The organism is Bradyrhizobium sp. ORS 375, assembly GCF_000239775.1.
Lineage (GTDB): Bacteria > Pseudomonadota > Alphaproteobacteria > Rhizobiales > Xanthobacteraceae > Bradyrhizobium.
Genome location: NZ_CAFI01000098.1, coordinates 13,939 through 27,007 on the forward strand (window position 1 = coordinate 13,939; position 13,069 = coordinate 27,007).

Consider the following 13,069-nt stretch of genomic DNA (forward strand, 5'->3'; position numbering starts at 1 on the left):
GCAGGAAGGCATGGCAACCGCGATGGTCGATCCGAACGAGCCCGAGGGCGTCGTCCTCACCGAGGCGCAGCTGCGCAGCCGCCGCCGGCGGTCGATCGCGATCGCTCTGGCGCTTGGCGTGCTCGTGGTGCTGTTCTTCGCCGTGACCATGGTGAAGGGCCCGATCGTGCTGAAGCGGCCGATGTAGCGTTCGATGCAGGACGGTGTGAGGCAGACCGAGACAATGGCGAGCGACGACCAGACCCCTCCGACGGCCGTACAGGTTGCGCCGCGCCGTGGCATTGGCCGCGACGCGCTGGTCGGCACCATCTGCGGGGCCGTCGTGGTGCTGATGGTCGGCGCGTCCTACGCCGCCGTGCCGTTCTACAACTGGTTCTGCCGCGCCACCGGTTTCAACGGTACCACGCAGGTGGCGACCTCGACGCCGTCGTCCGCGCCGCTGGCGCGCCGCATCGGCGTCCGGTTCGACGCCAATGTCGGTGGCGGGCTGCCCTGGAAGTTCGAGCCGGAGAAGACCGAGATCGAGGTCGCGATCGGCGAGGTCGTCACGGTCTACTACAAGGTCACCAACCAGTCGGCGCGCACCACCATGGCGCAGGCCGCCTACAACGTGACTCCGCTGACCTCAGGTGCCTATTTCCAGAAGATCAACTGCTTCTGCTTCACCGAACAGACCATGGCTCCGGGCGAGACCCGCGAGATGCCGGTCGTGTTCTACGTCGATCCGGCGATCACGGCCGATCACGAGAACGACGGGCTGAAGACGATCACGCTGTCCTACACTTTCTATCCCGTCCGCGACGCCGAGCCCAAGCCGGTCGCCGCGGGCGAGCCGGACAAGCCGCGGGGCAACCTATGACCGCGCGGCCGTCCGAGATCCGGGGACCATTGCTGTTGAACGACACCGTGCCGGGGCGACCGGCATCGATCTGGGGAGAGACTTGCCATGGCTGAGGCGCACGCCAAGCATCACGACTACCATCTGGTTGATCCGAGCCCTTGGCCGTTCGTCGGCTCGGTGTCGGCCTTCATCATGGCGTTCGGCGCGATCGGCTGGATGCACAAGATGTTCGGCGCCGCGCCGATCGTGTTCGGCATCGGCACCATCGGCGTGCTCTACACGATGGCGAGCTGGTGGGGCGACGTCATCAAGGAAGCCCAGTACAAGGGCGACCACACCCGCGTGGTGCAGCTGCATCACCGCTACGGCATGATCCTGTTCATCGCCTCCGAGGTGATGTTCTTCGTCGCCTGGTTCTGGGCCTATTTCAACGTCGCGCTGTTCCCGGGCTTCGAGGTGCAGGCCACCCGCGACGCGCTGATCGGCGGCGTCTGGCCGCCGAAGGGCATCGAGACCTTCGACCCCTGGCACCTGCCGCTGCTCAACACGCTGATCCTGCTGACCTCGGGCACGACAGTGACCTGGGCGCACCATGCGCTGCTCGAAGGCGACCGCAAAGGCCTGAAATACGGCCTGATCCTCACCGTCCTGCTCGGCGCCACCTTTACCTGCGTGCAGGCCTATGAGTACGGCCACGCGACCTTCTCGTTCGCCGGCCACATCTACGGCTCGACCTTCTTCATGGCGACCGGCTTCCACGGCTTCCACGTTCTGGTCGGCACGGTGTTCCTGATCGTCTGCCTGATCCGCGCCTATGCCGGCCACTTCACGCCGAAGCAGCATCTCGGCTTCGAGTTCGCCGCCTGGTACTGGCATTTCGTCGACGTGGTCTGGCTGTTCCTCTTCATCTGCATCTACGTCTGGGGCCACGGCGCCGAATCCATGGCGCACGGCGCGCACTAAAGCAGCGCACCAGCCTCGTCGAACGTGATAAGGGAAGGGCGGCCGTCGGGCCGCCCTTTCTCGTTGGGTGGCCGGTTGATCCGAATGTGATCCGCGTTCACCGCCTCCGGTTGTATCACCAGGAGGCGTTGCGTCCGGCGGCCGAGATCGAGACCAAGGGCAAGACATCATGATCAGCCATCCGCCCGTCACCCTGGCCCAGACCGTCCTGCGCGGGCTCGCCTGCCGCTGTCCGCGCTGCGGCCAGGGCAAGCTGTTCGAGGGGTTCCTCAACCTGCGCAAGCGCTGCGAGGCCTGCGACCTCGACTATGCCTTCATCGACACCGGCGACGGCCCGGCCATCTTCATCATGATGCTCGCCGGCGCCATCGTCGTCGGCGCCGCCCTGATCGTCGAGGTCAAGTACCAGCCGCCGTTCTGGGTCCATGCCGCGCTGTGGGGCCCGCTGATCCTGATCACGACGTTGCTGCCGTTGCGCGCGATGAAGTCGCTGCTGATCGCCCTGCAATTCCACCACAAGGCCGCCCCCGGCCGGCTCGTCGACAAGACCCCGCAATGACGGTGCGCTCCCTCTCCCCGTTCTTACGGGGAGAGGGTTGGGGTGAGGGGCCGCCGCACGGGAAGTGGATGCTGTGGACCCCCTTCACCCCGGATCGCTCTAACGATGCGATCCGACCTCTCCCCGCAAGCGGGGCGAGGTGCAGAATGAGCCAGCCGCGCCATCTGCCTCCTCATCGAACCAAAGAGACGGGTCAATCTGCCCGACCCGACCAGCAAATGACCTCCGCACTTCCCAAAGCCTCCTCCCGCGCCTTCGCCGCCTTCACCGTGCTGATGGTCGCGCTATTCATCGGCCTCGGCGTCTGGCAATTGCAGCGCCGCGCCGCCAAGCATGCGCTGATCGCAGCGCTCACCGATCGCATCGCCGCCGCCCCCCTGCCGCTGCCGCCTCAAAACGACTGGCGCGCGCTGACGCCCGAGCGCGACGAGTTCCGCCGCGTCAGCTTCAACGCCACCTACGCCAAGCTGCCCGACGCGATGGTCTATAGCGCCGGCTCCGCGGTGCGCGAGGACGTCTCGGGCCCCGGCACCTGGGCCTTCCTGCCGGCCCGCCTCGCGTCCGGCGAGACCGTCGTGATCGACGCCGGCTTCGTCGCCAACACCATGCAGGAGCGCAGCATCCAGGACCGTCAGGTCGGCAAGCTCGTCACCGGGGAGCCCGTGACCCTGACCGGTTATCTCCGCTTCCCCGAGGCGGCCGGCCTGCTCACCGCCGCCGAAAACCACGACAAGCGCCTGTGGTTCACCCGCGACCACCTCGCGATGGCCCGTGCGCTTGGCTGGGGCGAGGTCGCCCCGTTCTACATCGATCTGGAATCGCCGGTGCCGGACAACGGCATCCCCAAGCCCGGCCCGCTGTCGCCGCATCTGCGCGACGAGCACATGCAGTACGCGATCACCTGGTTCTCGCTGGCTGCAGCGCTCATCGCAGCCTTCGCCGTGTGGGCGAGGGGACGCCGCGCGCCGAAGCCCTGACCTCGTAGCCCGCACGAGCGATAGCGACATGCGGGAGCGGTGCTGACCCCGCATGTCGCTTTCGCTCATGCCGGCTACGCCTCGATCGACCTGACGCTGCTGGACACCCTCACCGGCGCGCCCACCGCCCCGTCGAGATCGACCTGCAGGCAGCACGGCACGCCCATGTCCTCGCCCTGCCGGATCGTGATCGGGCCCTCGGCCGCCCAGCCGAGTTCTCGCAGATAGCCGGCAAGCGCCGCGGCGGCCGCACCTGTCGCGGGATCCTCGTAGACACCGCCGAACGGAAACGGATTGCGCGCGTGAAACAGCTCCGGGGTCTCCGCATGGATCAGGGCGAAGGTGCAGAAGCGCTCGCGCTGCGCCAGCGTCTGGCCGCGGCTGAATTCATAGGCGATGGCCGCGAGGCGGCCGCGTTCGCGAAGAGCAATGACCGGATGATCCATTCCGGCGTGAGCGATGACCGGCGGAATCCGCTCGTCGAGATCGCCGTGCGTCAGCCCGAACAGCGCGAGGATCTCATCCAACGCGGCCGATGACAACGCGCGAGTCTGCGTTGGCGGCGATCGAAACGCCGCGCTCCACTCGTTCGCCGAATGATGCCCATCGACCGTGATCTCGGCATGATTGAGCCGCAATGCAAACCTTCCCGAGCCTTCCTGACGGGCCAGCGCCGCGCCGAGCGCGATGGTCGCGTGCCCGCAGAAGTCCACCTCGGCCTGCGGCGCGAAATAGCGCACCCGCCATGCATCTCCGTCCGGCGCCGCGAACGCCGTCTCGGAATAGCCGATCTCAGCCGCCGTTGCCTGCATCGCTGCTCGATCGGGCAGAGTCTCGCCGATGACGACGCCGGCCGGATTGCCGCCGCGTGAGCCGTCGGTGAAGGCTGCGATGCGTTGGGTGATCATGTTGGGATCCTGTCGAATGATTTGCAGATCATGTCGTTTCCGGGCGCGCCTGCAGGGCAGGCTATCGTAAATGGCGATGAAGAGCTGCTCCGACGAACGATCCTGCGTGTTTGTTACTGCGTCATGCCCGGGCTTGTCCCGGGCATCCACGTCGTTCTCGGTCCGTCGCACGACGTGGATGGCCGGGACAGGCCCGGCCATGAGGATGTGGAAAGAGATGAGTGCAAGACTGCGACCGTCAAATTCGATAGCCCTGGAGTACGAGGGGAGCGTCGCGCTCATGCTAGCTGGGCTTGCCGAGACGTTGGACGTTAGGTCAAGGTGAGCAGGGACGAAGTTCAGGAGCTGAACTTGAGCACTGATGACGCTGGTGTGCTGCGGACCTTCCGCGACCCGCTGGTCGGCTTGCCGCTTTCCCATGTGTGGCGAGGCGCTGGCTCCGCCATTTTCTTGGAGTTTGGACGCCTCACAGGTTGTAACCGCCGTGACGGCACGCCGGGAAACCCACGAGGCGAGTTTGGTCTGATGATTCAGTGGAGCTGGCGTATCGAAGACAGATCGTCGATCTTGTGCGGAAGCTGGAGTGAGGAATCTCGATGGGCGGAAACGTTCGATCTGATCCGTAACAAGGCAATTGTAGAGTTGTCGTTGGTCGGCCGATTGCCCGAAATCGCCGTCGCGCTATCCGATGAACTCTACGTGTCATCCTTCATGACCGCCGAAGGCGATCCCGCTTGGGCACTGTTCGATCGACGAAGGGACCCCTTGAGAACCTTGTGTGTTCAACATGGGCGACTCGAGATGGAGATCGCACAGCCAGCAGCAGGAATAAGCGGTCGGTAGGGAGTCCTGCCATGACTCAAGCAACGATCATCTCCATTCCCTCCGACCGCATTCACGACTGGGATAGTTTCCATCGCGTGTTTCAGGAGGTCCTCGGCTTCCCCGACTTCTACGGCTGCAACATGGATGCCTGGATCGATTGTATGACCTATGTCGACGATCCCGACGCCGGCCTGTCCAGCATCACCGTGGCCAAGGGGGAGGTTCTCATCCTGCGCATCGATCACGCCGACGCTTTGCAGCGGCGCTGTCCTGAACAATATCGGGCGCTCGTTGAATGCAGCGCCTTCGTCAATCAGCGGCGGGACAAACCCGGCGAGTCGCCGGTTTTGGCATTAATGCTAGGTGGCTGGTTCTAACCTTGGCGTCCCGCCCGCACATAAGCCCGCTCGCCCGTCCGCGGCTGAAACCACACGTCCAGCGTCACACCGCTGGTGGGATCGACGAAGCGCTCCTCGGTCTTCACCCAGTCCGGCCCCGGCGGCGCGCTCAGCGCATCGCGCTTGTAGCCGCCCTGGCGGAAAAAGAACCAGACCAGCACGACCGCTGATATGACGGCGAGCCAGAGCACGAGGCCGATCATGATGTGGGTTCGATCACGGCCGCCGTGCCGTAGGCGACGATCTCGCTCATGGTCTGGCCGATCTCGGCGCTGTCGAAGCGCATCATGAGAATCGCGTTCGCACCCATCGAGGTCGCGTTGTAGACCAGACGGTCGAGCGCATGGCGCCGCGCCTCCTCCAGCATCTGCGTGTATTCATGGATCTCGCCGCCGACGATCGAGCGCAGGCTGGCCATGAAGTTGCCGCCGATGCCCCGGCTGCGCACCACCACGCCAAAGCACTGCCCGAGCATCCGCACCGTGCGGTGGCCGGTCACGTTTTCAGTCGTCACGACGATCATGGGAGGCTCCATCTCTTGCCGGCCAACTCGGCCGGCGCTCGGTTTGACAACGGAGCCGGGGTTCCGGTTCAAGGGAGGCGCAAGCGTCGCGCGCTGTGTTCTTACCTCTCTCGCTCGAGATTACGCTGGGCCTTCAAACTCCGCTGTCGTCCCGGGCAAGCACGTCGGCGCGACAGCGCCGGCGTGCGCCGACCCGGGACCCATAATCCCGGTCGGTTGTGAGGCGGCAGGCTGGAGCAACAGCGTGCCTCATCCGGGCGATGGTGGTTATGGGTCCCGGGGCGGCGTCCGCCAACGCTTGCGCGTTGTCGGACTTGCCCGGGACGACACCGAGGTTGCGGCGGGCAGCGAACGCGACGACGGCTGCAGCCCGCCTTATTGGGGCTGAGTCGCCCGACGGGCAATCTGAGCCGGTTTTGGAGAGCGGCGAACTGATAAGTTCGGCTACGCCGAAACCATATCTTCGCCAACAGATACAACACGATCCGCCGTTCCTGCCCGCCTCGGCCAAAAGTTTCGCTTTCATTTTTTCCGAAATCGTGCTTGTTTATGCCCGTCCCGCCTCGTTGCGAGGGGCGTACGCGTCGTCACGGACGTGAGGCGGGATGCGATGGACGGGCAGGCTGCACCTGACGAGTGCGGCCGGCACGGACGGCGAAGTCGCGTGGTCCTGATACCCCGACGCTGGTATCACGCGCTGATGCGCAAGCATCATGCGCAACGGTGGCCAACAAGCCGGTGCACCGAGGAGATCGCGTATAAGTCGTAAGCCATCGCGCAGGGAAGGCCGGGTCGCTCTGGCTGAACCTGTGGTTCCTGCCCCGTGCATTCTTGCTCGCACGGGAGCCGCGGGTGCCAGCCGGCATCCGGTCTTCCCTGCGCCCTCCATTGGAAGGGGGGAGGAATGATTGCAAAGCTCGGGCGCCGATCGCGCCGCGAGATGGTGGAGCTGTGCGTCCCGGATCAGAATGCTTCCGCGCGGGAGCTCTCTGTGAAGTGCTCTGCTCTCTCCACGTCATTGCGAGGAGCACAGCGACGAAGCAATCCAGAGTCCCGCCCACCACCCTGGATTGCTTCGCTTCGCTCGCAATGACGGAGGAAGCGCTGATGTCTTCGACTTCATTCGGTGTTTTGAGGTGCCCCGCTGATCGCGACGTCCACCGCCGTCATCCTCGCGAAGGCGGGGTGGGGAGGCGAGACCTGGATCGACACCGGGCGGCGAGAGCCGGGCGCGTGGCACTGCCCAAACCCGGCTGACATCCGCCCGCGTAACGCCGCCGTAACCAGGCCTCATGACCATGTCCTCCGCCAACAACCGGTTTCACAGCCCGCTCAAAACCATTATGGTGCCGGACCATGTTGCCGCCAGGCGGTTCCGATTTCGAGTTCAATCAACGGGTTACGGCCTGATGACGCAGGTCAGGAGAGCGGTTTGACGCGCTATGTTTCGACCCGCGGGGAGGCCCCCGCGCTCAGCTTCTGCGACGTGATGCTGACCGGGCTCGCCCGCGACGGCGGCCTGTATGTGCCAGAGACCTGGCCGCAGCTGTCGCCCGAGACGATCGCCTCGTTCTTCGGCCGGCCCTATTGGGAAGTCGCGGTGGAGATCATCAAGCCGTTTGTGGCCGGCGAGATCTCGGATGCCGAGCTCGGCCGCATGGCCAACGAGGCCTACGCCACCTTCCGGCATCCCGCCGTGGTGCCGCTCGACCAGACCGCCCCGCATCAGTTCGTGCTCGAGCTGTTCCACGGCCCGACCTTGGCCTTCAAGGACGTTGCGATGCAGCTGCTCTCGCGGCTGATGGACCACGTGCTGGCCAAGCGCGGCGAGCGCACCACCATCGTGGTGGCGACCTCGGGCGACACCGGCGGCGCCGCTGTCGACGCGTTTGCCGGCCGCGACAATGCCGATCTCATCGTGCTGTTCCCGCACGGCCGCATCTCCGAGGTGCAGCGGCGGATGATGACGACGTCGGGCGCATCGAACGTCCATGCGCTGGCAATCGAAGGCCATTTCGATGATTGCCAGGCGATCGTGAAGGGCCTGTTCAATCATCACGCCTTCCGCGATTCGGTGGCGCTGTCCGGTGTGAACTCGATCAACTGGGCGCGCGTCGTCGCCCAGGTCGTCTACTACTTCACCTCGGCGGTCGCCGTCGGCGCGCCGCATCGCGCCGTCGACTTCACGGTGCCCACCGGCAATTTCGGCGACATCTTCGCCGGCTATGTCGCCAAGCGCATGGGCCTGCCGGTGCGCAAGCTTCGCGTCGCCACCAACGTCAACGACATCCTCGCGCGCACGCTTGCCACCGGGATCTACGAGGTGCGCGAGGTGCATGCGACGGCGTCGCCGTCGATGGACATCCAGGTGTCCTCGAATTTCGAGCGGCTGCTGTTCGAGGCCGGCGGCCGCGACGCCGGCACCGTGCGAAGGCTGATGGAGAGCCTCAAGCAGTCCGGCCGCTTCGTGCTGCCGGATGCGATGCTGGCGGAGATCCGGTCAGGCTTCGAGGCCGGGCGCGCCGACGAGACCGAAACGGCGGCCGCGATCCGCGCGGCGTTCCGCGAGGCCGGCGATCTCGTTGACCCGCATACGGCTGTCGCGCTGGCCGTGGCCGACCGCGACGGCACCGATACATCTGTGCCGAACATCGTGCTGTCGACCGCGCATCCGGCCAAATTCCCCGATGCGGTCGAGGCCGCCTGCGGACAACGGCCACACCTTCCAGTCTGGCTGGAGGGACTGATGAGCAAGCGCGAGGACGCGAAGATCATGCGGAACGACCAGGCCGAGGTGGAAAAATTCATCCGCTCGGTCAGCCGGGCCGCCAAGCAGGGAATGGCATGATGGGCGTGGAAGTCACCAAGCTGCCGACGGGGCTGACGGTCGTCACCGACACGATGCCGCATCTGGAGACCGCCGCGCTCGGCGTCTGGGCCGGCGTCGGCGGCCGCGACGAGAAGCCGGACGAGCATGGCATCTCGCACCTGCTCGAGCACATGGCCTTCAAGGGCACGACGACGCGCAGCGCGCGCGAGATCGTCGAGGCGATCGAGGCGGTTGGCGGCGATCTCAACGCCGGCACATCGACCGAGACCACCGCCTATTATGCCCGCGTGCTGAAGGCCGACGTGCCGCTGGCGCTCGACGTGCTGTCCGACATCCTCGCCAATCCCTCCTTCGTGCCGGAGGAGCTGGAGCGCGAGAAGAACGTCATCGTGCAGGAGATCGGCGCGGCGCAGGATACGCCCGACGACGTCGTGTTCGAGCATCTCAACGAGCTGTGCTTCCCCGACCAGCCGATGGGTCGCTCGCTGCTCGGCACCGCCAAGACGCTCGAGGCGTTCGATCGCGACAAGCTGCACGGGTATCTGTCGACGCATTATCGCGGGCCCGACATGGTGGTGGCCGCGGCCGGCGCCGTCGATCATCAGCGCGTGGTCGAGGACGTGACCAAGCGCTTTGCCAGCTTCAACGGCGGCGAGGGGCCGAAGCCGCAGCCGGCAGCGTTCGGCAAGGGCGGCTCGCGCGTCGTGCATCGCGATCTCGAGCAGGCGCATCTGACGCTCGCGCTCGAAGGCGTGCCGCAGGCCGATCCGTCGCTGTTCTCGCTGCAGGTGTTCACCAACATCCTCGGCGGCGGCATGTCGTCCCGGCTGTTCCAGGAGGTCCGCGAGAACCGCGGGCTCTGCTACTCGGTCTACACGTTCCACGCGCCCTACAGCGACACCGGCTTCTTCGGCCTCTACACCGGCACCGATCCCGCCGACGCGCCGGAGATGATGGAGGTCGTGGTCGACATCATCGGCAATGCGGTTGAGACGTTGAGCGACGCCGAGGTCGCCCGCGCCAAGGCGCAGATGAAGGCGGGGCTTCTGATGGCGCTGGAGAGCTGCAGCGCCCGCGCCGAGCAGCTCGCGCGCCATATTCTGGCTTATGGCCGGCCGCAGACCCTGCAGGAGATGGTCGCCAAGATCGAGGCGGTCAGCGTCGAGAGCACGCGCGACGCGGCGCGTGCGCTGCTCGCACGCAGCAAGCCCGCCGTGGTCGCGCTCGGCAGCGGCAGAGGTCTGGACACGGCGGTGACTTTCGCCGAAGGTCTCGTGGGGCCGAAATCGAAGGCTCAGCTGCATTGAGCACGAGTCCGCAACGCCGGGAGATTGTGCGAAGGGCGGTCTTCGGGCCGGTCATTCGCCGATCAAGGGGCTGAAGAGCAGGGGAACGTCACCGATGGCCCTGTTTCGCTTACCCAGCAGTGGACCGGCCGCGCTTGCTCCGCGCGGACTGGGCTTGTTCTTGCGCGCGCCGCAGATGGCCGATTACGCGCAATGGGCCCAGCTGCGCGAGCTCAGCCGCGATTACCTGACGCCTTGGGAGCCGATCTGGCCGTCCGACGACTTGACGCGCTCCGGCTTTCGCCGCCGGCTGAGGCGTTATGCCGAGGATATCTCGGCCGACCGCTCCTACCCGTTCATCGTGTTCCGCGAATCAGACGGCGCCATGCTGGGCGGCATCACGCTCGCCAATGTCCGCCGCGGCATCGTCCAGGCCGGCACCATCGGTTACTGGATGGGCCAGCCGCACGCCCATCGCGGCTACATGACGACGGCGCTCAAGCTGCTGCTGCCGACGCTGTTCGGCGAGCTCAACCTGCACCGCGTCGAGGCCGCCTGCATCCCGACCAATACGCCGTCCATCCGCGTGCTGGAGAAGTGCGGCTTCACCCGCGAGGGTCTGGCGCGCCGCTATCTCTGCATCAACGGAGTCTGGCAGGACCATTACCTCTACGGCCTGCTTCATGAGGATTTTCGGGGCTAGGATTTGTGATCGGGCAGGGGAAGGGAGAGGCCGATCGGGGCTGGTTCCGGCCTCTGAAATGGGTATAGACGCTCTTGGACAGCGCCTCTGGCCAGGCGTCCCGGGCTCGCCGCCGTCGCGCGGTCCGAGCCTTCGGGAAGGCCGGTCGAGCGAGATGCCGGGGACTTCGAGAATGCGACAGACGCGTGTGATTCGAGTGGGGACGTTGGCCGTTGTGCTGGTGGCCTTGGGTGCCGCGAGCGCGGCGCCGCCGGCCGTCGCACAATCGCTGACCGACCGCTTCAAAAGCCTGTTCGGCGGCGGCTCGGACGACAAGCAGGAGAACCTGCCCGCCAGCGGCGGACCGCCGGCCGACCCCACCGACGGGCTGACCTGCCCGCCGGTCAACATCCGGGCCGGCGCCTCGACCTATGCGGTGGCGGCGCCCGGCAAGCAGGCCGTCGGCAACGACGTCCGCTTCCAGGCCTCCATCACCAAGACCGCCCGCGAGTGCAACCTCAACGGCTCCGAGATCATCGGCAAGATCGGCATCCAGGGCCGCGTCGTTGCCGGCCCCGCCGGTGCGCCGGCGACCGTCGACATTCCCATGCGTATTGCGGTGGTGCAGGGCGGCATCGGCGAGAAGGTGATCGCGACAAAGGCGTATCGCACGACGGTTCAGATGACGGCCGACGGCAGCGTACCGTTCACGATCGTCGCCGAGGACATGGTCTATCCCGTCCCGCCGCCGGGCACGAACTCCGACAACTATGTCTTCTACATCGGTTTCGACCCGCAGGCCCTGACCCCGGAGCGCGGGGCTAAGAAGCGGAAGTGACGCGCAGCCGATCGCTCTTCATCGCGATCCGCGGCCAACTCACGAGGGGGCCGCAACGCCCTCAAAAAGCAAAAGGCCGGTGCGGGCACCGGCCTTTTGGAAGATGCTGGATGATGGGGCGCCGCTCAGTTCAGCTTGCGGCTGACTTCCGCGATGCCCTTGGCGACGAGGTCTTCGCCGAGAGCGCCCTTGACCGACTGCGACAGCACGGTCGCGGCGGCCTGGACGGCGGCGTCGGCCGCAGCGGCCCGGACGTCGGCCAGAGCCTGAGCCTCTGCGAGGGCGATCTTGCTCTCGGCGGCCTTGGTGCGACGGGCGACGAAGTCTTCCATCTTGGCCTTGGCGTCCGCCGCGATGCGCTCGGCTTCCGCCTTGGCGCTGGTGACGATCTCCTCGGCCTCACGCTCGGCGCTGGCGCGGCGGGTCTTGTAGTCGGCGAGCACCTTGGCCGCCTCGTCCTTGAGCCGCTTGGCCTCCGCCAGCTCGTTCCTGATGCGATCGGCGCGGTGGTCGAGCGCTTTCAGAACCATGCGGTGGACACCGAGATAGGCGAACAGGCCCATCAGGATCACGAAGGCAATCGCAACCCAGGTTTCCGGATCAGCAAGCAGATGCATCAGGCTGTTCCCTTCAACGATGCATCGACCGCAGCTTCCACCGTCTTGGCCGCGGGGGCCTTGCCGGTCAGCTGCTGCACGATCGCGCTGGCTGCATCCGAGGCGATGCCACGGACATTGCTCATTGCGGTCGCACGGGTCGTGGCGATCGACTTCTCCGCCGCCGCGAGCTTCGCCGCGAGGCTGTCTTCCAGCGCCTTGCGCTCGGCATCCGAGGAGGCCGCGAGCTTGTCGCGGGTCTCGGCACCGATCGCCTGGGCGCGGGCGCGAGCCGTCGCCAGCTCGGTCTCGTACGCCTTCATCGCGGCTTCGGATTCATCCTTCAGCCGCTGCGCATCGGCCAGATCGCCGTCGATCGCTTTCTGGCGGGCGTCGATGACAGCCCCGACCTTCGGCAGCGCCACACGCGAGACGATCACGTACAGCGCCACGAAGGCGATCACCAGAGAGACGATCTGGGAGGGAAAGGTTTCCTTCGAGAAGGGAGGGAAACCATGCCCGCCATCGGCCTCCGTATGGGCGCTTGCAGTGCCCTTGGCCTCACCATGACTTTCAGCCACGGGCTTCTCCTGTCCGGCTCAGGCCGTCTTAGACGGCGTACAGCAGGAGCAGGGCGATCAGCAGCGAGAAGATGCCGAGCGCTTCGGTCACCGCGAAGCCGAAAATCAGGTTACCGAACTGGCCCTGGGCGGCCGACGGATTGCGCAGAGCAGCCGACAGGTAGTTGCCGAAGATGATGCCGATGCCGGCACCCGCGCCACCCATGCCGATGCAGGCAATGCCCGCGCCAATGTACTTCGCTGCAACCGGATCCATGACGAA

Annotated in this window: 16 protein-coding genes; 10 read left to right on the forward strand and 6 right to left on the reverse strand. The window is 66.1% G+C overall.

The features are described 5' to 3' along the window. Window positions 1-10: 10 nt before the first annotated feature. From BRAO375_RS08400 to BRAO375_RS08420, 5 genes are all read left to right on the forward strand, one after another. Entirely contained in the window at window positions 11-187 is a 177-nt protein-coding gene (locus BRAO375_RS08400; protein WP_009027033.1) for a cytochrome c oxidase system small membrane protein, read from the forward strand. Between the two features lie 36 nt (window positions 188-223). Beyond that, window positions 224-859: a cytochrome c oxidase assembly protein gene (locus BRAO375_RS08405; protein ID WP_035639603.1), complete on the forward strand. Its 636-nt coding sequence runs from the start codon at window positions 224-226 to the stop codon at window positions 857-859. A gap of 87 nt (window positions 860-946) precedes the next feature. Next, window positions 947-1,804 carry a cytochrome c oxidase subunit 3 gene (locus tag BRAO375_RS08410; protein ID WP_009027035.1) on the forward strand — a complete coding sequence of 286 codons (858 nt, stop codon included), beginning with the start codon at window positions 947-949 and terminating at the stop codon, window positions 1,802-1,804. Window positions 1,805-1,973: 169 nt separating this feature from the next. Continuing rightward, a complete protein-coding gene (locus BRAO375_RS08415) occupies window positions 1,974-2,363 on the forward strand; it encodes a DUF983 domain-containing protein (protein ID WP_009027036.1) in 390 nt (129 codons plus the stop codon). 218 nt (window positions 2,364-2,581) lie between these two features. Continuing rightward, a complete protein-coding gene (locus tag BRAO375_RS08420; protein ID WP_009027037.1) occupies window positions 2,582-3,340 on the forward strand; it encodes an SURF1 family protein in 759 nt (252 codons plus the stop codon). A 74-nt stretch (window positions 3,341-3,414) separates the two neighbouring features. Here the strand turns inward: BRAO375_RS08420 and BRAO375_RS08425 are convergent, their stop codons facing one another. After that, the gene (locus tag BRAO375_RS08425; protein ID WP_009027038.1) at window positions 3,415-4,248 is read right to left on the reverse strand and encodes a PhzF family phenazine biosynthesis protein; all 834 of its coding nucleotides are present in this window, start codon (window positions 4,246-4,248) and stop codon (window positions 3,415-3,417) included. An 854-nt stretch (window positions 4,249-5,102) separates the two neighbouring features. Here BRAO375_RS08425 and BRAO375_RS08430 point away from each other — a divergent pair. After that, window positions 5,103-5,450, forward strand: a complete 348-nt coding sequence (locus BRAO375_RS08430; RefSeq protein WP_009027040.1) for a barstar family protein — start codon at window positions 5,103-5,105, stop codon at window positions 5,448-5,450. Here the strand turns inward: BRAO375_RS08430 and BRAO375_RS08435 are convergent. Both BRAO375_RS08435 and BRAO375_RS08440 read right to left on the reverse strand, forming a co-directional pair. Continuing rightward, window positions 5,447-5,674 (reverse strand): hypothetical protein, encoded by a 228-nt coding sequence (locus tag BRAO375_RS08435; protein ID WP_009027041.1) that lies wholly within the window; start codon window positions 5,672-5,674, stop codon window positions 5,447-5,449. The two genes, BRAO375_RS08430 and BRAO375_RS08435, sit on opposite strands and share 4 nt — an antisense overlap. Next, entirely contained in the window at window positions 5,671-5,994 is a 324-nt protein-coding gene (locus tag BRAO375_RS08440) for a YbjQ family protein (RefSeq protein WP_035639604.1), read from the reverse strand. The genes BRAO375_RS08435 and BRAO375_RS08440 overlap by 4 nt, the downstream gene beginning before the upstream one ends. Window positions 5,995-7,426: 1,432 nt before the next feature. Here BRAO375_RS08440 and thrC point away from each other — a divergent pair. The 4 genes from thrC to BRAO375_RS08460 all read left to right on the forward strand — a co-directional run bounded on the left by thrC (window position 7,427) and on the right by BRAO375_RS08460 (window position 11,630). Then, window positions 7,427-8,842: a threonine synthase gene (gene thrC / locus BRAO375_RS08445; protein WP_009027043.1), complete on the forward strand. Its 1,416-nt coding sequence runs from the start codon at window positions 7,427-7,429 to the stop codon at window positions 8,840-8,842. After that, on the forward strand, window positions 8,842-10,131 hold the full coding sequence (locus tag BRAO375_RS08450) for a M16 family metallopeptidase (protein WP_009027044.1): 1,290 nt from the start codon (window positions 8,842-8,844) through the stop codon (window positions 10,129-10,131). The genes thrC and BRAO375_RS08450 overlap by 1 nt, the downstream gene beginning before the upstream one ends. A gap of 94 nt (window positions 10,132-10,225) precedes the next feature. Then, window positions 10,226-10,813, forward strand: coding sequence for a GNAT family N-acetyltransferase (locus tag BRAO375_RS08455; RefSeq protein WP_009027045.1), 588 nt, complete (start codon window positions 10,226-10,228; stop codon window positions 10,811-10,813). Window positions 10,814-11,018: 205 nt separating this feature from the next. Beyond that, on the forward strand, window positions 11,019-11,630 hold the full coding sequence (locus tag BRAO375_RS08460) for a hypothetical protein (RefSeq protein WP_009027046.1): 612 nt from the start codon (window positions 11,019-11,021) through the stop codon (window positions 11,628-11,630). Window positions 11,631-11,755: 125 nt separating this feature from the next. On the opposite strand, the gene BRAO375_RS08465 is transcribed toward BRAO375_RS08460, so the two are convergent. From BRAO375_RS08465 to BRAO375_RS08475, 3 genes are read right to left on the reverse strand one after another with little or no spacing between them, the layout of a single operon-like run. Next, window positions 11,756-12,247: a F0F1 ATP synthase subunit B family protein gene (locus tag BRAO375_RS08465; RefSeq protein ID WP_009027047.1), complete on the reverse strand. Its 492-nt coding sequence runs from the start codon at window positions 12,245-12,247 to the stop codon at window positions 11,756-11,758. Beyond that, the gene (locus BRAO375_RS08470; RefSeq protein ID WP_009027048.1) at window positions 12,247-12,807 is read right to left on the reverse strand and encodes a F0F1 ATP synthase subunit B family protein; all 561 of its coding nucleotides are present in this window, start codon (window positions 12,805-12,807) and stop codon (window positions 12,247-12,249) included. The genes BRAO375_RS08465 and BRAO375_RS08470 overlap by 1 nt, the downstream gene beginning before the upstream one ends. 28 nt (window positions 12,808-12,835) lie before the next feature. Further along, window positions 12,836-13,063: a F0F1 ATP synthase subunit C gene (locus BRAO375_RS08475; RefSeq protein ID WP_006615622.1), complete on the reverse strand. Its 228-nt coding sequence runs from the start codon at window positions 13,061-13,063 to the stop codon at window positions 12,836-12,838. Window positions 13,064-13,069: the final 6 nt, after the last annotated feature.